Raw genomic sequence first — 22,164 nt, 5'->3', positions numbered from 1 at the left:
AACAGTAGATTTGTTCCCGATTCAACCCTAGCTTCAAACAGTCATCCTTGTGACAGCTCCGTGAATCCAACCTGAACATCGTTCACAGCCCACTCATCATCACGAGTAACACAATTAAAACGGCGACGGCAAGAAATCCCCAATCGAGTACGTATTTCATCACAATCGTTCCCTTCTACTATTATGTGATGAGTATAGATGATTGGCAGGCGGACGCCATTTCCAAAATCGGACCAGGTCAAAAAAAGACCGACGTCGCAGGTCCAGAGGTTTGAATGGAGCCAGAGCGGGAACAACTCTTTCGTATGCTTAATTTAGAAGGAGGAATTTTCAATGTCTAAACATGTACTGATTGTCACGACGTCTGCCGATCAATTAGAAAACGGTCACGCGACAGGGCTTTGGCTCGAGGAATTTGCTGCACCGTACCTTCAATTTGAGAAGCAAGGCTATAAAGTCACAGTAGCGAGCATCGAAGGCGGAGACGTGCCAATCGATGCGAACAGCTTAGAGGGCGAATTGCCGCAAGAGGTGTTGGATACGCAGCATCTATTGAAAGATACAGCCCGACTTGATCAAGTGGCGGATGACACGTATGACGCTGTTTTCCTTCCGGGTGGACATGGGACGGTCGTTGACTTCCCGAACAGTGAGACGCTACAGCGTGTCATCCGTGACACGTATGAAGGTGGAAACGTCGTCGCAGCCGTCTGTCATGGCCCGATCGGTCTCGTCAACGTCAAGTTAAGCAACGGAGAACCGCTCGTCAAAGACAAGCGCGTGACAGGGTTCACGGACGCAGAAGAGCGCGAGATGCAGCTCGACTCAGCGGTGCCGTTCCTACTTGAATCAGCAATGCGTGAGCGCGGCGGGAAATTCGATAACGCCGACAACTGGGCCGTCAATGTAGCCGTGGACGAGCGCCTTGTCACGGGTCAGAACCCGCAGTCGTCAGAACAAGTCGGCGCGGAAATCGTCAAATTGCTTGGATAATCGTAACGACAGCTTAGGAATCATTTCTAAGCTGTCTTTTTTTCGGACATATGTCCTTTTCAAAGCGCTCCATCTCACGTACAGTCAGACGAGGAGATAGGAGGGGAACTTGTTTGGGAATTTTATTTGCCGTGCTCTCGGGCACGTTCATCGCGCTGCAAGGTATTTTTAACGCTAAGCTCGGTTACGCGGTCGGCGCCTGGTTGTCGGTCACAGTCGTCCATCTCGTCGGTCTCGTGCTCGCACTCCTCATTTATGCGTTCAAACGGGATGCAGATTTGACAGCGTTTCGGCGCGTGCCTTGGTATTACAGCCTCGGCGGGTTGTTCGGAGTCTTCGTCGTCTTCGGGGAATTGACAGCCATTCAACAGCTCGGTGTCACGTGGGCCATTTGCGTCTTGCTCGTCGCCCAATTGATTGGCGCATTCTTGATTGATGTGAACGGGTGGTTCGGTGTGAAGCAGAAACCTGTCAATCAAGGTCAGCTTATGGGGCTCGCTTTAATGATCATCGGGATTGGGATTTACACGTTCACGTAAGGAGGAGCCAGATGAGAGTAGAAACAGCGTTAGCACGGCTCGGGTGGGCCCATCTGTTTTCAGGACAAACGTTAGAGGCGTCGACAATCATGACCTATCCGTCCGGGGCGATGCTCTGCACGAATGGTAACCCGATTGAGTCACTCTTCGTCGTGTTGTCGGGACGTGTCAAAATCTATACGTTAAGCGAGGAAGGCAAGTTGCGCTTACTGCGTTTAAAGATGGCTCCGACGTTGATTGGAGATATCGAATATGCGAGTGGACGCAACGTGCTCCACACGGTCGAGACGGTCGGCCCGGTGACGTGTCTGCGCATCCCATTCGATGTGTTGCGCACACATAACAGGACGATTGAATTTACGGAGCACCTTCTCCGCGGCGTGTCTGATAAGTTGTTCATCGAGGCGAACGCCTCATCGAACCATCTCATGTCGACGCTCGAAGAACGGTTGGCGGGTTATCTCGTCTCGCTCAGCGAGTCAGGGAATGAGTTGTTCCAAGATGAGATGAGTCAGTTGAAGCGAAAAGAAGTCGCGGAATGGCTCGGGACGAGCTATCGCCATTTGAACCGGACGTTACAGGCATTCGCGGATGAGGGACTCGTCGAGAAAACACGGACGCAAGTGACGATTTTAGATGCGACTCGATTAAAAGAACGTGCCAATGGCATGTTGTACGAATAAGGAGGCAATTCATGATAGTAGGAATTATTTGTTCGGCAGTGGCCGGTGCGTTCATTAGTGTCCAAGCGGCGGTTAATGCAAAAATGAACATCTATTTAGGCGCCTGGGCGACGACGGTGCTCGTCTTTATTGTCGGGCTAATCGGTTCGCTGATCCCACTCATTTTATTTGGCGGCAATCTGCAGGGACTGTTTGATATCTCTCCGATTTACGCGCTCGGCGGTCTGCTCGGTGTCGGTGTCGTCTTCTGTGTCATGCGAAGCATTCAATTGCTCGGACCGACCTTATCAGTGTCGATTATTCTCGTCTCTCAATTGATTTGGGCACTTGGTGTCGACTTGTCCGGAGCGTTCGGAATGCCACAGTTGTCATTGTCCCCAGGTCAGGTCATCGGACTGATGGTGCTACTTCTCGGTGTCATCGTCTTCAAGCAGTCACAAGCAACGGCTCTTCAGCAAGAAAGTTCAAACGAAGCGACTTCACGTTGAAGTGGCTTCTTTTTGAGCAAAACGGGTACAGGTGGATAACGAATCTCTGATAGGATAGAGAGGGAAGCAGTACGAAATATACGTAGAGGTGATGAAAACGGTGGATTCTTCCATAGTAATCGATTTACTGATTGTTTTATTCTTGATTGTGTTGAACGGGATTTTCGCGATGACGGAGATCGCGCTCATCTCGTCTAAACCGGCCAAACTTGAAGTCGAGGCGAACCGCGGTAAGCGCAGTGCCGAAATCGCACTCAAGTATTCAAAAGATCCGACCGACCTGTTATCGACGGTCCAAGTCGGAATCACGTTAATCGGGATCATTAACGGTGCCTATGGGGGTGCGCGTTTCTCGGCACCGCTCGGCGAATTGTTCGCGGAGCTCGGAATGAGTGCCCAATACGCACCGACCGTCGGTTACGTCGTCGTGGTCACGCTCATCACATACTTGTCGCTCATCATTGGTGAGCTCGTGCCGAAACGAATTGCCCTCGTTGCACCGGAAAAAGTGACGATGGCCATCATTCCAGCGCTGGACGTGTTCAGCAAAGTGATGCGACCGTTCATTTGGATTTTATCGAAATCGACGTTGTTCCTCTTTAAACTGCTCGGCTTGAAAGCAGAACAATCGAGTGGCGAGACGGAGCTCGAGATTAAACAGCTCTTATTCGAAGGGGCCCAACAAGGGGCGTTCGCTCACGAAGAAGTACAACAGGTCGAGCGCGTGTTTGCGTTCCATGACCAGTTGATTTATGAGTTGATGCAGCCGCGGACGACGCTCGAATGGGTCGACCTCGAAGATGATATGGACGATATCAAGAAATCGATTTATGAGAGTAAACACAATAAACTCCCGGTCGGTCGCGATACGCTCGATGAATTCGTGGGCTATATCGATGTCCGCGATATTTTGACCTTGCCGACGCTTCGGGAGCCATCGCAAATCTTGAAACGAATCAAACAACCGCTCGTCGTGCCAAAACAGCGAGAAGCGAGCCAAGTCTTGCAGATGATGCAAAAGAACGGCGTCGAGATCGCCTTCGTGCTCGATGAGTATGGTGGATTCCTCGGAATGGTCACGTTGTTCGATATCCTTGAAGAAATCGTCGGCGAAGTGATGATCGAAGAAGAGACGCCGGAAGTCGTGCGCCGTGAAGACGGATCGTACTTGGCAGACGGCCTCCTCGGAATTGAAGATTTAAAACGGACGTTCGGGATTCGAGATAATCGTTTCGATGAAGGACGAAGCTCGTATCATACGCTTGCCGGTCTCGTCATTTACGCGCTCGGGGACTTCCCGAAGCGAGGTGATGTCGTCGAGGCGTACGGACTCCGGTTCGAAGTCGTCGATATGGACGGAAAACGTGTCGACCAAGTACTCGTATCTGAATTGCCAGCAACCGAAATAGAAGAAGACTGACGCCGCGGCGTCAGTCTTCTTTTTTGTGCGTGTTCCACGTCTCGAACGCCGCCTGCATGAGGATGCGGGCAGTATGCAGCATCGCCCGTTCATCGACATCGAACCGAGGGTGATGGTGCGGGAATACGGCACCGACTTCCGGGTTGCCAGCCCCTGTGAAAAAGAAGCTACCAGGAACGTGTTGCATATAGTAGGCGAAGTCTTCACCGACCATGAGCGGTGCCATCTCGATGACGCCATCCGTTCCGACGACACGTGCGGCACTGCGCCGCACATGGTCGGTCTCGGTCGCATGGTTGATGACGGCGGGATAGCCACGAATGTACTCGAGCTCATAATGTGCCTCACTGGCCGAGCAGATGTGGGCGATGGTGCGCTCCATCTCGGCGATGATGCGTGTTTGCGTCTCCGGTGTGAACGTTCGCACCGTGCCAGACAGCTTTGCTTCATCGGCGATGACGTTGAACGCTTGACCGGCGACGAACGTGCCGACGGTCAAGACGGCCGGTTCGAGCGGGTCGATGCGGCGGCTGATGATTTGTTGCAACTGGCTGACGATATTGGTTCCGACCATGACGGCATCGACCGTGTGTTGCGGGATGGCCCCGTGACCTCCCTTGCCTTTGACGGTCAGTTCGAACCGGTCGGCCGCCGCCATGATCGGTCCGGTCTTCACACCAACCGTGCCGAATGGAAGCGGCGTCCAAATATGAGAACCATAAATGTAGTCGACCCCATCGAGGCAGCCATCTTCGATCATCGGTTTGGCCCCGCCTGGTGCGAGCTCTTCCGCGAACTGATGGATGAGGACGACATCGCCGGGAAGATCGATTTCCGTAAGGGCTTTCGCCAAGACGAGCAGCGTCGCCGTATGGGCATCATGACCGCAAGCGTGCATCGAGCCGTTTACTTTTGAACGATACGGAACATCTTTTAAATCTTGAATCGGTAACGCATCGAAGTCGGCACGAAACGCGATGGTTGGACCGTCACCGCCATGAATCCGTCCGACGACACCGTTGCCGCCGACGTGTTCGCGCACATCGAGCCCGAGCTCACGTAAATAGGCCGCAATCGTCCGCGGTGTCTCCCGTTCTTCAAACGAGAGTTCGGGATGTTGGTGGAAGTGGCGTCGAAGCGACACCATCTCTTCGTATAACTCAGTCAATCGGGAATCGAGGTCAGTCACAAGCATAGCAAGCACTCCTGTCAGTTGATTGTTTTTGTTTGAATCAAGGTCCATACGTCATGCGAATCCAAATCATCGAGAATCGGTTGAAGTAACATCTGTCGTGCTTCATCAGCCGTCACCCATCTGGCATTGCTATGCTCTTCAGAGAGAGTGATGGTTGTTGCGACGGGATGAGCCCAGTACGTCATCAGAACGACTTGACGATTCGAGTCGGTCAAAAATGTCGTGGCGTACAGTAAGTGTTGAATCGTTACGCGTAGCCCAGTTTCTTCGAATACTTCCCGTTCCAGGGACTGTTCGAGCGTCTCACCAAAATCGAGCTTGCCGCCGACAAGCTCCCACGTGCCAGGATGGATTTCATCATCGGTTGCCCGTTTAATGATGAGGAGCCGGTCGTCTTGCACAATCACTGCCTTCACAGCGACGACGATAGATGGAATAGACATCGTGACACTCCTTTGTATGAAATCATGAGGAAGCTCACTGTAGATATGAATCATTTACTATATTTTCCGAAGTTATGCTTATGGTATACGACGAGAGGGAATTAATACAGGAGAAAATCATGAAATGAGGTGTCGAAATGGGTTGGATTATCGCAATTGGGATTATCGTTGTCTTGGCGTTCGTCTATTTTTCGATGTACAACGGACTTGTCAAATATCGAAACTGGGTCGACGAGGCGTGGGCACAGATTGATGTACAGTTGAAACGGCGTTACGATTTGATTCCAAACTTGGTCGAAACGGTGAAGGGCTATGCCAAACACGAGCAAGAGACGCTTGCGAAAGTCGTTGAGCTCCGGAATCAGCTCGGGTCGAAGACGAGCCGTCAAGAACAGATGGAAGTGAACGATCAATTGAGCGGCGCGCTGAAAAACTTGTTCGCTCTCCGTGAGGCATATCCAGATTTGAAAGCGAACGAGAATTTTAAGATGCTTCAAGAAGAACTGACGCAGACTGAAAATAAAGTCGCCTACTCACGACAGTTGTATAACAATACGGTCATGAAATATAACACGAAAGTCGAATCGGTCCCGACAAACATCATCGCCTCCGTTCACAACTTCGAAAAACGCGACATGCTCGAAGCTCGTGAAGAAGAACGCGAAAACGTGCGTGTTTCATTCTAATGGATTGGAGTGGCGACGATGATTTTATATGAACAGATTCGCAAAAATAAAATCAAGACCGTGTTCATCGTGGCCGGATTCGTCCTTCTCGTCTTAGGCGTCGGGGTGGTCATCTCGTATTTGAATTATGGTGACCCGCTCCCAGGCCTCATCTTCACGCCGGTGTTCTCGCTGTTTTATATCGGGATCGTCATCATGTCGAGCACGAACATCGTCATGAAAATGAACCACGCCCAAGAGATCACTTCGGTCGACCAGCACCGGTTTCTCTGGCACACCGTCGAGAATATGGCGATGGTCGCGCGCGTCCCGATGCCGCGCATCTTCATCATCAACGATGCGTCACCGAACGCGTTCGCGACCGGCCTGAAACCAGAAAAGGCAGCTGTCGCCGTGACGACCGGACTGCTCGACCAGTTGACGCGAGAAGAAGTCGAGGGCGTCATCGCCCATGAAGTCGCCCATATCAAAAATTACGATGTACGACTGGCGACAGTGACGCTCGCCCTCGTCTCGGTCATCGCCATCATGAGCGATATCGGGTCGCGGATGCTGTTCTTCCGCAGCGTCGGCGGCCGTCGCGACAACAACCAAAACCCGATTTTTATGATTGTCGGGCTCGTGTTGTTGATTCTCGCACCGCTCATTGCCACGCTCGTTAACTTGGCCATCTCACGGAATCGTGAGTTTTTGGCGGACGCGAGCGGGGCCGAATTGACGCGTAATCCGGATGCCCTCGCATCGGCGCTCGAGAAAATCGCCAATATCCAGACACCGGTGAAGGAAGCCTCACGTGCCTCGGCGTCGCTCTACTTTTCAGACCCGCTCAAGAAAAAGCTGAGCGGTCTGTTCTCCACGCACCCGAACCCGGATGAACGGATTGCCAGACTGCGAAGTATGTAGTGCATAACGAAGGTCCTCTTTTTAGGAAGAGGGCCTTTGTACGTGAATCGGATCAGCCCATTTCACATACCCAGTTTGTATGAATAGTGAATGGGAATGATAGTAAAAAGAGGACGGATTGGAGGGGACTTCATGTTTGAGTCGGCACTTGAGTTAGGCATTGTCATCTTCTTATTGATTTACTCAGTCACGGTTTCGCTGATGTTGATGTCAGTCAAAAAGAAGAGCTGAACTAACATATGAGCAAAGGCAGTAAAAAGCCACCTCGCGCGCGAGGTGGCTTTCGTCAGTTACCCGGCGCGATGGCTCCGGAGTTTTTCAATCTCTTCGAGGACGAATTGGACGTTCGTTCCGACGATGACTTGAATGTGGTTCGGGCTGACAACCTTGATACCAGGGATGCCTGCTTTCTTGATTTGGGCTTGGTCGACCGTATCCATGTCTTTCACATCGACACGAAGGCGCGTGACGCACGATTCGATGCCTGTGACGTTTTGATCGCCGCCGAGACCGTCGTAAATCGTGGCTGCCATCGCTGAATATTGACCGCCGACAGCGACTGGAGCCGTCTTCGTTTCGCCTTCAGGAGTCGTTTCCGTTGCGACCGCGTCAACCGCTTCGTCTGACTCACGGCCTGGCGTTGCCAAGTTGAGCTTGACGATCATGAAGCGGAAGATGACGTAGTAGATGGCACCGAAGACGAGACCTTGGACGAGCAACATGTACGGCTGGTTCGCGAGCGGTAACCGTGAGCTGAGGACAAAGTCGACAAGACCAGCGCTGAAGCCGAATCCGGCCGTCCATTGGAACGTCGCCGCAATGAAGAGGGAAACCCCTGTCAAGACCGCGTGGACGAGGTAGAGAACTGGTGCGAGGAACATGAACGAGAATTCGAGCGGTTCCGTGACACCTGTGAAGAACGATGCGAACGCTGCGGCGAGAAGGAGCGAGGCCGCTTGTTTTTTACGTTTTGTTTTCGCGGTGTGGTACATGGCGAGGGCTGCTGCCGGAAGACCGAACATCATGATTGGGAAGAATCCAGCTTGATATCGACCAGTGATTCCTTTCACGCCTTCGCCTGACCAGAAGTTACCGATGTCGTTGATACCGGCCACATCGAACCAGAATACCGAGTTCAAGGCGTGGTGAAGACCAGTTGGGATTAACAGACGGTTGAAGAAGCCGTAAAGGCCTGCCCCGATTGCACCCATTTTAGAGATCGTTTCCCCAAATCCGACGAGTCCTGTGTAAACGACCGGCCAGACGAAGTAAAGGGCGACCGAGACGAGAATCATCGAGAATGCCGTCATGATTGGCACGAGACGCTTACCACTGAAGAAAGCGAGCGCGTCTGGAAGCTTCACATGGCTAAAGCGGTTGTACATTTGAGCGGCGACGATACCTGACAAGATCCCGACGAACGCGTTGGCAATTTTACCGAATGCTGGGTTGACGGCTTCGACGTCGATACCTTGGAACAAGGCGACAGTAGCCGAAGACAAGAGCGTCGTGACCGTGAGGAAGGCGACAAGTCCGCTTAGAGCGGCTGAGCCGTCACGGTTTTTCGCCATTCCGAGGGCGACCCCGACTGCGAAGAGAATTGGAATGTTATCGATAATGGCTGCACCGGCTTTGATCAAGAATGCGGCGGCGATGTTTTCAGAACCCCAGCCGACGGGATCAATCCAGTAACCAATCCCCATGAGAATGGCAGCTGCAGGAAGTACGGCAACTGGCAACATGAGGGAACGTCCGAGACGTTGTAAAAAGTTCATCATTGTGAATTTCCTCCTTTTTGATGGTGTTGATCTTGCAGGCGTTGAATGTGGAGCGTAATATAACCAAGCTCTGATTCGGGCAAGACGATGCCGTATAAGTCTTCCATTTCGTTTGCGACGTCAGACGCACATGCATAGGCCGACGAGAACTTCGTTTGAATCATGAGAAGCATATCTTCGTCGATCGTATGGTGATCGTAATGGTTGACCCGATCCATGACGAATCGTAAATGAGTTAATAAGCGTTGATAGGATAAGTCATCTTCTTCTATAGATAGATCGAGTCGTCTCGAAATCGATTGAATCATGTCACGTACGATTGTCGTCTGTTTGACCGTCTTGCGTAAATCACCTCCCTTCACTTTTAGTGTATGGATGTGCAGCGCGATGAAGGCCGCCTCATCTTTCGGCATCTTGACGCCGAGTTTGTCCTCGATGAGGTGAAGCGCCCATAGTCCGATTTCGTACTCGTTGCGATATAAAATCTTAATCTCGTTCAACAGTTTATTTCGGAGCGAGATGCCTTCTTGCTCGCGCTCGATGGCGAATGAGATGTGATCGGTGAGGACGATATGGATGTGTTCGTTGAACGTCGTCTCGAGCCGTTTTTCCGCATGCGAAATGATTTCTTCTGAAATCGTGAAGTGCTCGATTGGAATCCGCGTCAGCAGTTGTTGAAATTTATCGTTCTCCGACATGACGAACAGCTTTTCAACTTTATGCGGATTGACGATATCGTTGCGTGCCTTCTTGAATGCGACGCCCGGTCCGATGGCGATTTTCTCTTCACCCTCATCTGAGACGATGACCGCGTTGTTGTTTAGAATCTTTTTGATTTTTAACATGTGTCCTCCTATCGAGGAGTCATTGTCCCGCTTGAGCGACGACGGTCTTCCCAGGAAGCGATGGGCCGCCTGCATGGAACGAGTAGGGCTGTTCCAAAGCGCCTCCGTTCGTGATGACCATTGGGGTGACCGTGTCTTTTCCGGCTTGTCGGATTTGTTCCAAGTCGGCCGTCAACAGTGGCTGTCCGGTCGTGACCGTGTCACCGACTTTGACGTGGACATCGAACGGGCTTCCCGCAAGCTCGACCGTATCTAGTCCGACATGAATCAAAATTTCAGCTCCGTCTCCCGAACGGAGCCCGATGGCATGCTTCGTCGGTGCGACTTGGACGATGGTCCCATCAGCCGGGGCGACGACGGTTCCGTTCGTCGGCATGATGGCAATCCCGTCGCCCATCATCTTCTCGCTGAAGACAGGGTCGGTCACTTCCTCAAGTGGAATGATGTCTCCTTCCATGGGTGCATAAAGTGTCAGTGTATGTCTCTTCATCCACTTATTCAATAACATCTTCGAATCATCCTTTCGCTTGAAAAATGATTGTGAAAAAACAAAACAGGCATGGAGTATAGACGGGTGGCCTGAGCCTTTCGTCTTACCCCATGCCTGATCGAATCAGTCACATGTGATTATTATTCGTTTCGTCACCCTCAAGATAGCACGCCGATGTATAGATATCAAGACCTAATTTGAAAGCGTTCTCTAGAAATTTTACTTCTTCGAAAATCTGTTGTATAGTTAGGGCGAAACTGAATGAGAAAGGTGTTGCATGTTAATGAGTGAGGTTGTATCTGCCTAACGAACTGAAAAAATGTTGGATGACACGTCTTTTTGTCATGCCTTCATGTTCTGTTACAGATACCGCCCTTCATAAACTGCCAGACACCGGTCTGTCTTTTTGCGTTGGTCGTCATCGGCCGACGCTTTTTGTTTGCGCGGTATCTCCATCCCATTTTTAAGGAGACTCCATCATGAATGAACAAACTTTAGACAAACTACAATATAACGACTTGATTCAACACGTCGAACGCTACTGCATCAGCGGATTCGGACGCAACTTGTTACGAAACCAGCGTCCGACGAGCCATTTGCAAACGGTTAAAAAACGGCTCCAAGAGACATCGGAAGCACGCGCGATTCTCGACGCGACGTCACACGTCCCCTTTATCGGGGTATCCGATATGGAACCACTCATCGGTAAAATCAGCCGGGGTATCCAGCTCGAGGCAAGCGAACTCGAAGCCGTCGCCGAATTTTTCCGGGGTGCCCGGAAACTGAAGCGGTTCATGGCCGAGCAGGCGTTCTTTGCACCGCTCTTGTCCCTTTACGCGGGAGAGATGAGCGAGTGGCGCAGTATCGAGGAAGACATTATCCAGTCGATTCGCGGGGGACGTGTCGTCGACGAGGCGTCCAAAGAATTGAAACGGGTCCGCAAACAAATCGACATTCTCGAAGGACGGATCGAGGAGCGGTTGAGCAAGTTCTTGAAGAGCGCTGCGAACCGGGAAGCGATTCAAGACGGCTTTGTGACTAAGAAACAAGACCGATTCACGATTCCGATCAAAGCGTCGTATAAACATAAAATCGCCGGGACAATCGTCGACACGTCGAGCCGCGGCACGACTGTGTTCATCGAACCGGAAGCGGTGGCGAAGCTGAACGCAGAACTCGTCGTCAAACGGACGGAGGAAGCAGTCGAAATCTATCAAGTGCTCGCCACGCTTACCGGCATAGTGGCGGAGGCGTTGCCGACCATCGAGGCGACGCTCGACGTCATCGCCCAATACGACATGGTGTTCGCGAAAGGGAAGTATAGCCAAGCCATCGATGGCATCGCCCCGCGCGTGAACGGTGTCGGGAACATCCGTTTGAAACAAGTCCGCCATCCGCTTCTCGAACGAGCGGTCCCTCTCGACTTCTCACTCGGGGACACGTACCGCGGTCTGATTATCACCGGACCGAACGCCGGCGGGAAGACGGTCGTCTTGAAGACGATCGGTCTGCTAAGTTTGATGACGATGAGCGGGCTTCATATCCCGGCCCATCCGGACACGGACATCTCAACGTTTGACGACGTATTCGTCGACATCGGGGACAACCAGGACATGGGTTCGGCGCTCAGCACGTTCTCGGCCCATATGCATAACGTGGCGAGCATCATGCAGGAGGCTGGGAAACGATCATTACTATTATTCGATGAGATCGGAAGCGGGACCGAGCCGAACGAGGGTGCGGCACTCGCCATCGCGATTTTAGAAGAGGCATACAAGCGCGGCTGTCTCGTCGTCGCCTCGACCCATTACGGCGAAATCAAAGCGTACTCAGAGACGCATCCGGACTTCATGAACGCGGCCATGCAGTTCGACCCGGACACGCTCGAACCGAAGTATCGGCTGTTGATTGGGCAGTCCGGCGACAGCAACGCCTTGTTCATTGCCCGGAAAATGAAATTGCCCGAATCGATTTTGAAGCAGGCGGCCCGCTATATGCACGACAAGACGTATGACCAGTCGCTCCTTGATGCGACGCGCCTGACACAAGAAGTCGTCCGCCCTGTCGTCGAACCTGACCAAATGCTAGCGAAAGGTGACCGGGTCCGCCTGCTTGAGACGAATCAAGTTGGTCTTGTCTATGCGATGGATGAATCGTTGCGCCAAGTCACCGTGTATGTCGACGGTGTTTTCAGTGAGCACCCGCTCCGTCGAGTTCGACGCGAGGCGAAAGCGCTCGACTTGTATCCAGCCGGCTATGACCTCGAAACGTTATTCGTCGATTACCGGGACCGGAAAGAAGCGCATGACTTTGCCCGTGGCTCGAAAAAAGCGCTCCGTCGCGTCGAGAAAGAGATTCGGGCGCGGCAACGTGCCGAACGAGGCGAATGAGTGTATCCGGCAGGACACTCGGGTAAGGAACAAGGACCGGGAGTCATCACAGCAGTTCGGCTTACGGGTAACGTGTCGGAGGTGACTGGATGTTTTGGTTAAGTTTATTGTTCGCCATCGGATTTGTCTTGATCCACTACTTTTCAGGACAGTTGATTCACGTGCGCGAGACGCCGCGGAGCCGGTTTCTGTCACTCGCCGGCGGAGTCGCTGTCGCGTATGTGTTTCTTCATCTCTTGCCTGAACTGAACGAATATCAACAAGAACTCGAAGGACATCTCGAGAGTGGACTGTTCGCCTCAATCGAAAACCATATCCTCGTCGTCAGCATGCTCGGTCTGGCAGTGTTTTATGGCTTGGAACGGTTGGCCACGCAAATGAAACGGCGTGGCAACGGCAGCGTTTTTTGGATTCACATGGCGTTGTTCATCGTCTACAACTTCAGCATCGGCTATGTGCTCGCGGAGAGCGAGTTCGATACGGCATGGGCAATGACACTCTACTTTGTCGCATTAGGGATTCATTTCATCACAGTCGACCAGGGTCTGAGGCATCACCATCAGGAGTCGTACGACAGGCGAGGCCGATTGTGGTTGTCGTTGGCCGTGCTTGCCGGGTGGAGCGTCGGCGCATTTTCAGCGCTCCATGAAGTGACGCTGTCGATGATTGTCGCGTTCTTGGCCGGGGGGATTATTTTGAACGTCATGAAAGAAGAGCTGCCAGAAGAACGAGACAGCAGCTTTCGTGCGTTTGCTGTCGGGCTCATCGGATACGCTTTACTGTTATTGGCCATATGAAAAGGCAACCGCGAGGTTGCCTTTTTGCTTACAGTGAATTGGTGCTCTGATTGTCTACGTTATCATCGGACGCAGGTGTGTCCTCATCTTGGTTAGGTCCACCGAATTGACCACCGTGATGTGGGCCATGCCCACCCCCACCCCCGTGACGTCCACCACCAAAGCCACGCATGTCGCCTAAGTCGTCGTAACTCGTGACGTCAGCAAAACGTTCTTCGTGGTCGGCAAGAATCGTGTCGGCCTCATCTTGCGTCAAGTCACCGGATTCGATGGCTGCCTCAAGTTTCGCTTCATGAGAGGTGATGATCGCCTCGATGAACTGTTCGATGGTGATCCCTTTTTCTTCCGCGAGTTCAGGAAGCGATTGTCCTTCTTCTCGCGCTGCGTCCACCTCGTCTTCGGTCAAACCGAGCGCCTCGAGCAAAGCGGCCTGCTCGGCGGCCCGGTCACCGAACATACCCCGCTCGCCGCGTTCTCCGCGTTCGCATTGTGTCGTCGTTTCCGTTCCGTCGGTCGTTGTCGTATCGTTCGTGGCGGCATAGACGCCGGTTCCTGAGACGGCAAGTAGGCCGGCCAGGGCGATGGCTAATTTAGATGTTTTCATATTAATCTCCTCCTTTACTACTTCAAGTGTAGGGCGGGGACGTTCAAAAGTTGTGAGGGAGTTGCAAGGTTTCTGCAAATTGTCTTTGGGAAATGATGGGTTCGTTTCACGATGCGATATAATGAGAGTGGAGGCGATAAAGATGAACGTACTCGTAGTCGAAGATGAACCGAAATTAGCGGACGGGCTCGCCCGCTTTTTAACGTACGCGGGGTTTTATGTCAGTGTGGCCGGCACGCTCGCCGAAGCGAAACGACAGCTTGAGCAACCGTTCGATGCAGTCTTGCTCGACGTTCGTTTGCCGGACGGAGAAGGATGGACGCTCATTCCAAAACTGAAGGCACTTAAGCCACGGCCGGCCATCATCTTGGCGACGGCACGAGGAGAGGCAGATGACCGTGTGTTCGGTCTCGAGCTCGGGGCCGACGATTATTTGGTCAAACCGATTGTGTTAAAAGAACTCGAAATTCGTCTGAAGCGTCTCGTGAAACAGACGGACGAGATTTCGTTCGGCGACATGACGGTGGACGCACGTTCTCGCATAGTGATTGACGCCGGGCAAGTGATTCGAATGACCAATAAAGAATATGAGTTGTTACTCTACTTCTTGAAGCATAGCGGAGAAGCGCTCGATCGGAACCGCCTACTCGACGAGGTGTGGGATTATACGTTCGCCGGGGATACGCGGACGGTCGATACGCACGTCAAGCAGTTGCGCGACAAATCACCGACGATGAAACGGCAATTGAAGACGGTGCACCGCGTCGGTTATCGATTGGAGGAAGTCTGATGAGCCGTTTGATGAAGAAACTGCTATGGACGGCAATCCTTCCGCTCGTCGTAATGGCGTTGCTCACGTTCGGCCTGACGTCGCTATTGATTGGACGTTTCGCTGAGACGGAGAGCTATGACCAATTAGCGCGTGAAGCGGATATCGTCTACGAGGCACTCGTGGATGGGCGCGGCATACCCGGACAGCTCGATGTCCTCGTGTTTCAAGACGGGGAGGCGGTCAATCCTGAACGGGGAGGTAGGATGCGTCGACAGATGACGCCGATGCTCGACCCGGACGGATTGTCCGAACGAGACGAGGTCAGCGTGAACGGGATGCGGCTATTGACGTTCCTTCGGGAAGAAGGAGATGTTCAAATCGTGACGTATGCACCTGTCCCGCTGTCGAACCCTCAGTTTCGCCAAATTTATGTCATTCTTGGCAGCGGTTTTTTGCTCGCACTCCTCGTCGCCGTCGGTGTCACATATTGGATGGGTCGGCGTTTGACGTCCCCGCTCATCGAGCTGAAGCAAGCGACCGCGTCCATCATGTCGGGTCGTCATGATCTCACGTTGCCACCGGTCACTGACGATGAAATCGGCGATTTGACGGAAGCGGTCCGTCAAATGAACACGTCGCTCGAAGAGAAAGAGCGACTGCAAAACACGTTCATCTCGGGAATCACGCACGACGTCCGCACCCCGCTCGCCATCGTCCGAAACGAGGCAGAAATGCTTGAACTCGGTGTCGTTAAACAAGAAGACGTGGCCGAGACGGGACGCAGCATGACCGAAGAGGTCGATCGCATCGACCGGCTCGTCACCCAGATGCTCGAATACTCGAAGCTATCGGCAGGCAAGCTGGCGCTCACGATTGAGACTGTTCACATGAATGAATTGATTGAAGCGACGGTCACGCGGATGGAGGAATGGTTCCGTCACAAGCAAGTGACGGTCACACTTGAACTCGTCGAGGATGCGGTCGTTCAGGCGGACCGGTTGGCGATGGAGCGCATCTTGTCAAACTTTCTTCAGAACGCGTATCATGCGAGTCCGATTGGCGGAATGATTACAATCAGGCTCACCGAGCGACGGCTTGAAATCGAGGATCAGGGTCCGGGCATCACAGCATCGATGCTTGTCAACATCTGGGACATGTATGTGAAAGGCGACCGCTCGAACGGGCACGGGCTCGGTCTGGCTATCAATAAGCTGTTACTCGAGGCACAAGGGCTGTCGTACGGGATTGAGTCGAGAGAGGGGGCGCTATTTTGGATCGAATGGGATTAAACTTATTTTTGCGGGGCGTGCGCTTGGAACGGGACCGGATTGAGACACCGGGCTATCCGTTCTCGCTACCGATTTTTGAGGGGTTTGATGAACTGACGCTGACGAAGCCGGTCACGTTCTTGGTCGGCGAGAATGGGAGTGGAAAATCGACGTTGGTCGAAGGGATGGCCATCGCCGCCGGATTCAATCCGGAAGGTGGGGCGACGACGTTCCGTTTTGAGACCGAGGCAACGCATAGCCCGTTGTTCGAGGCGCTCCGTCCGATTCGGGGTGCCTATCGACCGAAGGACGGATTTTTCCTCCGGGCCGAGACGGCATATCAATTGTCGAGTTATGTGGATGAGATTGCACGAACGTCGCCCGACCCGGAACGGTTCTATGCGTCTTACGGCGGTCGATCGCTCCATGAGCAATCGCACGGGGAGGCGTTCTTGTCGCTCATGCTCCATCGTTTCTGGGATGGCGGGCTCTATATATTGGACGAGCCTGAGGCCGCCTTGTCCCCGATGCGGCAGTTGACGATGCTCGCGCGGATGCATGAACTCGTCCAATCGGGCAGTCAATTCATCATCGCGACCCATTCACCAATCCTCATGTCGTATCCTGACGCCGACATACTCCAAGTCGAGACGGGACTCCGGCCGACGACATTCGACGAACTCGAGCACGTCCGTGTCATGCGTGACTTTCTAGCGGCACCAGAACGGATGCAACGCATCCTGTTCGAGTGAAAACGGTCATGGTGTAAGCGTTTTATTTTTATGTTGACGTCAAGATTTCAAGGGAGTATGCTAGTAGCGAGAAGAAGAAAATCCATTTTGGGATTGTTACTGGTCAAGCAGGCAAAACCTAAATTGATGCCGATCATCCAAATTTGGGCGGACCGGTGTGAATTTAGGTTTTTTTCTTTTCACTCGAACTTGAGCGGAGGTGAATTGATTCCATGCAGATTTCAAAAGTGTTCAACAATAACGTCGTGGCCATTCAAGCGAACGGTCAAGAACAAGTCGTCATGGGACGGGGGATTGCGTTTCAAAAACGTCCGGGTGATGCGATTGATCAAGCGCGGATTGAAAAAGTCTTTACGCTCGAGAGTAAAGAGAGCCACGAACGGTTCGTTCATTTTTTGAATGAGATGCCAGCGGCGGAGATGGATACGGTCAAAGAGATCGTCAAGTTGGCGGAGACGCGGCTTGAGAAGTCGGTCCATGATTCGCTATATGTGACCCTCGCCGACCACATCCATTTCGCCCTCAGTCGGTATCGGGATGGAATCATCATTCGGAACCCGCTCGTTTGGGAAGTGAAACGATTTTACGGACCCGAGTTCACCATCGGGAAAGAAGCGGTCGCCCTCATCAATGAACGGCACGACGTCAAATTAGACGAAGACGAGGCGGTCGCCATCGCGCTCCATCTCGTCAACGCAACGATGTCGGGTGCCAAAGGTGAGAATTTGCATCTCGTCACTGAGATGACACGCGCCACACAAGCAATCCTCACCATCATCACGTACCACTTTCAAATTGATTTGGATGAAGAATCATACGCCTATTCACGATTCTTGACCCACTTGAAGTATTTCGTCCAACGGCTTGCCTCAGGTGAGAAGATTAAGCAGGGGGGCGACGAGACGCTGTTCGAGATGGTGAAGCTGCGCTATCCGGACGCTTACGAATGTGTCGAGAAAATCGCCGGTCTAATCGCCACGAAGTACAATTACGAGGTTTCGACCGATGAGCGGTTGTATATGATGATTCATATCGAAAACTTAATGAAAGAACGACGATCCTAAGGATGGTTACTGATGATGCAGGCCAAACCTAAATGACGACACCTCCCGTGTGCGTTCATTTAGGTTTTTCTTTTTATACAAATTGAAGGAGTGAACAGTATGAGCCAAACAAAAACGCTCGCCGCGGACATCATTCGTCACGTCGGCGGGAAAGACAACGTCAAAAGCGTGTTCCATTGTGCGACACGGTTACGTTTTAAATTGAAAGATGAACAGAAAGCTAACCCCGAAGCGTTAAAAAATCATGACGGCGTCATCACGGTCGTCCAAAGTGGTGGCCAGTTCCAAGTCGTCATCGGCAACAACGTCCCATACGTCTACAAGGACGTGGTCGAGGCCGGTGGATTCCAGACGTCATCAAATGACGATACGGAAAAAACGGGCGTCTTTAACCGTTTGATTGATGTGATTGCGGGGATTTTCACCCCGATCCTCGGACCTATGGCCGGTAGTGGTCTATTGAAAGGGTTGCTCGCCATTCTCGTCGCCCTTGGCTTACTGACACAAGACATGGGCACATACATCGTCTTGAACGCAGCGGCCGACGCGCTCTTCTACTTCTTACCGGTCATCCTCGGCCATTCGGCAGCGAAGAAGTTTGGCGGCAATCCGTATATTGGGATGATTATCGGGGGTGCGCTCGTCTATCCGGCCATCGTCGCGATACAAGGTGCGGGCGAGTCACTCTCATTCCTCACGGTGCCAGTCGTCTTGATGAGCTACGCGTCCTCGGTCATTCCGATTATCTTGGCGGCGTACGTGTCATCGAAAGTAGAGACGTTCTTCAACAAACACACGCATGAGGCGGTCCGTAACTTCACGACCCCGATGATGGCACTCTTGATTGTCGTCCCGCTCACGTTCCTCGCCATCGGTCCGGTCGCGACATACGCGAGTCAAGGTCTCGCCGGCGGCTACTCGTTCTTATATGAACTCAGTCCAGTCGTCGCCATCGCTTTCATCGGTGCATTTTGGCAAGTGCTCGTCATGTTCGGTCTCCATTGGGGGCTCGTGCCGATTATCATCAACAACTTGGCAGTCGTCGGCATGGACACGATTGTCGTCGGGGTCCTCATGGCCACATTCGGTCAAGTCGGGGCAACGCTCGCCATCACATTGAAGGCGCGTGACCCGAAGACGAAGGGACTCGGTACCTCGTCGACGATCGCTGGTGTGTTCGGTATCACCGAGCCGGCGATTTACGGATTGACGCTCCCGCGTAAAAAACCGTTCGTCTTTGGGATGGTTGGCGGCGCGGCCGGCGGTGTCGTCGGCGGTATGCTCGGGACGGCCGCTTATGCGATGGGTGGTCTCGGCGTGTTCAGTATCCCGGTCATGATTCCGGCAACGGGCCTTGATATGACATTCTATGGTGCGTTGATTGGGATGGCAGTTGCGACGCTCGTCTCGTTCGGACTCACGTTCGCATTCCATAAAGAAGTAGCATCGGAAGAAACGTCGCTGCGTGTCGAATCAGCACCTGTCTTGACTGATCACGTCGGTACACCGGTCTCCTCACCGGTCAAAGGGGAAGTCGTCGCACTTGAGACCGTTCGCGATGAAGTGTTCTCGAGTGGCGCGATGGGGAAAGGAATTGCCATCATGCCGACAGAAGGCGTCGTCTATGCGCCGTTCGACGGGGAAGTCGTCACGGTCTATCAATCGAAGCACGCAATCGGACTCCGGTCGCATAGCGGTGTCGAGGTATTGATTCACGTCGGGCTCGACACGGTCCAGCTCGGGGGACAACATTTCGAATCGTTCGTCACAGACGGACAACAAGTGACCGAAGGCGACGTGTTGGTGAAATTTGATTTAGAAGCCATCGCTCAAGCCGGTTACGACACGATAACTCCAGTAATTGTCACCAATACAGGGAACTACTTAGATGTCTTGCCGACACATAGCGGCATCGTCGAACCAAACCACGGCGTCTTGCGCGTCTTAGCCTAAAAGGAGGAAATGGATATGAAACAAGTAGCGAAAAACTTTTTATGGGGTGGCGCCACAGCGGCGAACCAATTTGAAGGCGGATATCAAGAAGGCGGCAAAGGACTGTCGATCGCGGATGTGATGCCGGGCGGCAAGGACCGGATGAAAATCATCCATGACCCGACGTTCGATTTCGAGCTACATGACGAGTATACGTACCCGAACCACGAAGGCATTGACTTCTATCATCACTACAAGGAAGACATCGCTCTCTTCAAAGAGATGGGCTTCAAGACGTTCCGCATGTCAATCGCTTGGTCGCGCATCTTCCCGAACGGTGACGAACTCGAGCCGAACGAGGAAGGTCTTCAATTCTATGACCGCGTCATCGACGAGCTCGTCGCGCAGGGGATTGAGCCGCTCGTCACAATCTCGCACTATGAGTTGCCGCTCCACTTGGCGACAGCATACGGTGGTTGGCGTGACCGCCGCCTCGTGACATTTTTCGAGCGGTACAGCCGTGTCTTGTTCGAACGTTACCAAGGCAAGGTCAAGTATTGGCTCACGTTCAATGAAATCAACGGGGCCCAATTCATGCCGATGCTCAGTCTCGGGATGGCGATCCGTGAAGGGGATGACCAGTTGCAATTGACGTATCAAGGGTTGCACCATCAACTCGTGGCAAGTGCGCTCGCGACAAAAGCGGCACGCGAAATCGACCCATCGATGCAAATCGGCTGCATGCTCATCGCGGCGCCGGTCTATCCGTACAGCTCGAACCCGGAAGACATTTGGTACGCGCATGACGCCGAGCGCATGATGAACTTCTTCTGCGGCGACGTTCACGTTCGCGGTGAATATCCGTCGTTCGCGAAACGATTCTTCCGTGAGAATGGGATTGAACTCGTGATGGAAGACGGCGATCTCGAGACGCTGAAAGCACACACGGTCGACTTCTTCTCACTCAGCTACTATATGTCGCGTACCGAGAAAGCGGAGAAGACAGAAGACGAAGCAGCAGGGAACATTATGAGCGGTGTGAAAAACCCTTACTTGAAAGCAAGCGACTGGGGTTGGGAAATCGATCCGATGGGACTTCGCGTCATTTTGAACAAACTGTATGAGCGTTATGAATTGCCGCTCTTCATCGTCGAGAACGGTCTCGGGGCTTATGATAAGGTCGAAGCGGACGGTTCGGTCCATGACGATTATCGGATTGAGTATTTGCGTGACCATTTGAAAGCGATGGTGGAGGCGATTGAAGACGGTGTCGACGTCATCGGTTATACGAGCTGGGGCTGTATCGACCTTGTCAGCGCATCGACCGGGGAGTACAGCAAACGTTACGGTTTCATCTACGTCGATAAGCACGACGACGGGTCAGGGACGCTCGAACGTTCACGGAAAGACTCGTTCTTCTGGTATCAAAACGTCATCCAGACGAACGGGGCAAGCTTGTTCGAGGACGAGACGGTGAAATAATAAAAGAGCGGCCGCAGCCGCTCTTTTATTATGCTTTCGTGATTTTTCGCAAAACGATGATGGCGAGACTGACGCCGCCTGCAATCAACATATATGTGAGAATCTCTGTCCAGGCTGCCATCAGACGTCATCTTCGGCGAAGACGGCCAAGTCTCCTTGAGGCATGGCGACGAGTAAAAAGTGCTCGCCTCCGAGCGGGCGGGCGTCTCCGGCCTGCCAACTCTCATACTGCTCATGATAACCGTTCACGAACAAGACCGATCCGGATTCAAATGTGAGTTCAAGGTTGGGGTTGTCTTCTGTTAAACGGACGGAGCGGACGCGTTCACGTCGCAGTCCGACGAGGTGATGGAGTTGTTCATCTTCATTGAACGACGGACCCGATGAATGGACGTACCAGGGTCCTTCGATTGAGAGCCAAGACTCGTTGCCATCTCGTTTAAAGTAAAGTAGGTGATGGTTTGGGCCGGAACCGAAGTCGATTCCGACGAAGGAAGACGCGTTGAATAGATGTTGTAAAATCCGTGTAGCTTCTAGATGTTCGGTACGGGTCACGCTTCCACCTCGCTTAAATAGGTTAGTTAATTCCATCATTCCACGTTACTCCACTAAAGTAAACGAAAGGATTATGTGAAATCAC

Annotated in this window: 22 protein-coding genes; 15 read left to right on the top strand and 7 right to left on the bottom strand. The window is 52.6% G+C overall.

Annotated features, from left to right (window positions below; translation table 11 throughout):
* The first annotated feature begins 333 nt into the window (after positions 1–333).
* From KNP80_RS08725 to KNP80_RS08705, 5 genes are all read left to right on the top strand, one after another.
* Complete coding sequence (locus KNP80_RS08725) at positions 334–993, top strand: type 1 glutamine amidotransferase domain-containing protein (protein WP_021067971.1); 660 nt, start codon at positions 334–336, stop codon at positions 991–993.
* Positions 994–1,106: 113 nt separating this feature from the next.
* Positions 1,107–1,532: a DMT family transporter gene (locus tag KNP80_RS08720; protein ID WP_214718641.1), complete on the top strand. Its 426-nt coding sequence runs from the start codon at positions 1,107–1,109 to the stop codon at positions 1,530–1,532.
* A gap of 11 nt (positions 1,533–1,543) precedes the next feature.
* Positions 1,544–2,215: a Crp/Fnr family transcriptional regulator gene (locus KNP80_RS08715; protein ID WP_214833013.1), complete on the top strand. Its 672-nt coding sequence runs from the start codon at positions 1,544–1,546 to the stop codon at positions 2,213–2,215.
* Between the two features lie 11 nt (positions 2,216–2,226).
* Entirely contained in the window at positions 2,227–2,703 is a 477-nt protein-coding gene (locus KNP80_RS08710) for a DMT family transporter (RefSeq protein ID WP_214718638.1), read from the top strand.
* A gap of 91 nt (positions 2,704–2,794) precedes the next feature.
* Positions 2,795–4,123: a hemolysin family protein gene (locus KNP80_RS08705; RefSeq protein WP_214718636.1), complete on the top strand. Its 1,329-nt coding sequence runs from the start codon at positions 2,795–2,797 to the stop codon at positions 4,121–4,123.
* Positions 4,124–4,133: 10 nt separating this feature from the next.
* Here the strand turns inward: KNP80_RS08705 and KNP80_RS08700 are convergent, their stop codons facing one another.
* Both KNP80_RS08700 and KNP80_RS08695 read right to left on the bottom strand, forming a co-directional pair.
* Positions 4,134–5,318 carry a M20 metallopeptidase family protein gene (locus KNP80_RS08700; RefSeq protein WP_251130267.1) on the bottom strand — a complete coding sequence of 395 codons (1,185 nt, stop codon included), beginning with the start codon at positions 5,316–5,318 and terminating at the stop codon, positions 4,134–4,136.
* Positions 5,319–5,332: 14 nt separating this feature from the next.
* The gene (locus KNP80_RS08695; RefSeq protein WP_214834521.1) at positions 5,333–5,761 is read right to left on the bottom strand and encodes an NUDIX hydrolase; all 429 of its coding nucleotides are present in this window, start codon (positions 5,759–5,761) and stop codon (positions 5,333–5,335) included.
* A 137-nt stretch (positions 5,762–5,898) separates the two neighbouring features.
* Here KNP80_RS08695 and KNP80_RS08690 point away from each other — a divergent pair, with 137 nt between their 5' ends.
* Positions 5,899–6,447, top strand: coding sequence for a LemA family protein (locus tag KNP80_RS08690; RefSeq protein WP_021067978.1), 549 nt, complete (start codon positions 5,899–5,901; stop codon positions 6,445–6,447).
* Between the two features lie 21 nt (positions 6,448–6,468).
* Positions 6,469–7,350 (top strand): zinc metalloprotease HtpX, encoded by an 882-nt coding sequence (gene htpX / locus KNP80_RS08685; RefSeq protein WP_286038398.1) that lies wholly within the window; start codon positions 6,469–6,471, stop codon positions 7,348–7,350.
* A gap of 290 nt (positions 7,351–7,640) precedes the next feature.
* On the opposite strand, the gene nagE is transcribed toward htpX, so the two are convergent.
* The 3 genes from nagE to KNP80_RS08670 are packed head-to-tail and all read right to left on the bottom strand — an operon-like array spanning position 7,641 to position 10,463.
* Positions 7,641–9,128, bottom strand: coding sequence for an N-acetylglucosamine-specific PTS transporter subunit IIBC (gene nagE / locus KNP80_RS08680; protein WP_214718632.1), 1,488 nt, complete (start codon positions 9,126–9,128; stop codon positions 7,641–7,643).
* Entirely contained in the window at positions 9,125–9,973 is an 849-nt protein-coding gene (locus KNP80_RS08675; protein ID WP_021067982.1) for a PRD domain-containing protein, read from the bottom strand. The genes nagE and KNP80_RS08675 overlap by 4 nt, the downstream gene beginning before the upstream one ends.
* A gap of 19 nt (positions 9,974–9,992) precedes the next feature.
* Positions 9,993–10,463: a PTS sugar transporter subunit IIA gene (locus KNP80_RS08670; RefSeq protein ID WP_251132362.1), complete on the bottom strand. Its 471-nt coding sequence runs from the start codon at positions 10,461–10,463 to the stop codon at positions 9,993–9,995.
* A gap of 479 nt (positions 10,464–10,942) precedes the next feature.
* On the opposite strand from KNP80_RS08670, the gene KNP80_RS08665 reads away from it, so the two are divergent.
* Together KNP80_RS08665 and KNP80_RS08660 are read left to right on the top strand one after the other, a co-directional pair.
* The gene (locus tag KNP80_RS08665; protein WP_214833009.1) at positions 10,943–12,853 is read left to right on the top strand and encodes an endonuclease MutS2; all 1,911 of its coding nucleotides are present in this window, start codon (positions 10,943–10,945) and stop codon (positions 12,851–12,853) included.
* A gap of 89 nt (positions 12,854–12,942) precedes the next feature.
* Entirely contained in the window at positions 12,943–13,650 is a 708-nt protein-coding gene (locus KNP80_RS08660) for a hypothetical protein (RefSeq protein WP_214833007.1), read from the top strand.
* Positions 13,651–13,678: 28 nt separating this feature from the next.
* On the opposite strand, the gene KNP80_RS08655 is transcribed toward KNP80_RS08660, so the two are convergent.
* Positions 13,679–14,254 (bottom strand): hypothetical protein, encoded by a 576-nt coding sequence (locus tag KNP80_RS08655; RefSeq protein WP_214833005.1) that lies wholly within the window; start codon positions 14,252–14,254, stop codon positions 13,679–13,681.
* A gap of 142 nt (positions 14,255–14,396) precedes the next feature.
* Here KNP80_RS08655 and KNP80_RS08650 point away from each other — a divergent pair, with 142 nt between their 5' ends.
* The 6 genes from KNP80_RS08650 to KNP80_RS08625 all read left to right on the top strand — a co-directional run bounded on the left by KNP80_RS08650 (position 14,397) and on the right by KNP80_RS08625 (position 21,524).
* Positions 14,397–15,044 carry a response regulator transcription factor gene (locus tag KNP80_RS08650; protein WP_214833003.1) on the top strand — a complete coding sequence of 216 codons (648 nt, stop codon included), beginning with the start codon at positions 14,397–14,399 and terminating at the stop codon, positions 15,042–15,044.
* A complete protein-coding gene (locus KNP80_RS08645) occupies positions 15,044–16,315 on the top strand; it encodes a HAMP domain-containing sensor histidine kinase (RefSeq protein WP_214833001.1) in 1,272 nt (423 codons plus the stop codon). Before KNP80_RS08650 ends, KNP80_RS08645 begins: the two co-directional genes overlap by 1 nt.
* Positions 16,306–17,046, top strand: coding sequence for an AAA family ATPase (locus tag KNP80_RS08640; protein WP_214834580.1), 741 nt, complete (start codon positions 16,306–16,308; stop codon positions 17,044–17,046). Before KNP80_RS08645 ends, KNP80_RS08640 begins: the two co-directional genes overlap by 10 nt.
* Before the next feature lie 212 nt (positions 17,047–17,258).
* Positions 17,259–18,110 carry a BglG family transcription antiterminator LicT gene (gene licT, locus KNP80_RS08635; RefSeq protein WP_021067990.1) on the top strand — a complete coding sequence of 284 codons (852 nt, stop codon included), beginning with the start codon at positions 17,259–17,261 and terminating at the stop codon, positions 18,108–18,110.
* 99 nt (positions 18,111–18,209) lie between these two features.
* Positions 18,210–20,063 carry a beta-glucoside-specific PTS transporter subunit IIABC gene (locus KNP80_RS08630; protein WP_214834518.1) on the top strand — a complete coding sequence of 618 codons (1,854 nt, stop codon included), beginning with the start codon at positions 18,210–18,212 and terminating at the stop codon, positions 20,061–20,063.
* Positions 20,064–20,072: 9 nt separating this feature from the next.
* On the top strand, positions 20,073–21,524 hold the full coding sequence (locus KNP80_RS08625) for a glycoside hydrolase family 1 protein (protein WP_418508259.1): 1,452 nt from the start codon (positions 20,073–20,075) through the stop codon (positions 21,522–21,524).
* A 120-nt stretch (positions 21,525–21,644) separates the two neighbouring features.
* Here KNP80_RS08625 and KNP80_RS08620 read toward each other — a convergent pair whose 3' ends face one another.
* Complete coding sequence (locus tag KNP80_RS08620; RefSeq protein ID WP_125318031.1) at positions 21,645–22,118, bottom strand: DUF6188 family protein; 474 nt, start codon at positions 22,116–22,118, stop codon at positions 21,645–21,647.
* Positions 22,119–22,164: the final 46 nt, after the last annotated feature.

Source organism: Exiguobacterium sp. E4787, assembly GCF_018618375.1.
In the GTDB taxonomy this organism is placed as follows: domain Bacteria; phylum Bacillota; class Bacilli; order Exiguobacteriales; family Exiguobacteriaceae; genus Exiguobacterium; species Exiguobacterium chiriqhucha.
The sequence above is the reverse complement of the archived record's forward strand: the minus strand, read 5'-3'. Positions and strand labels throughout refer to the sequence as shown.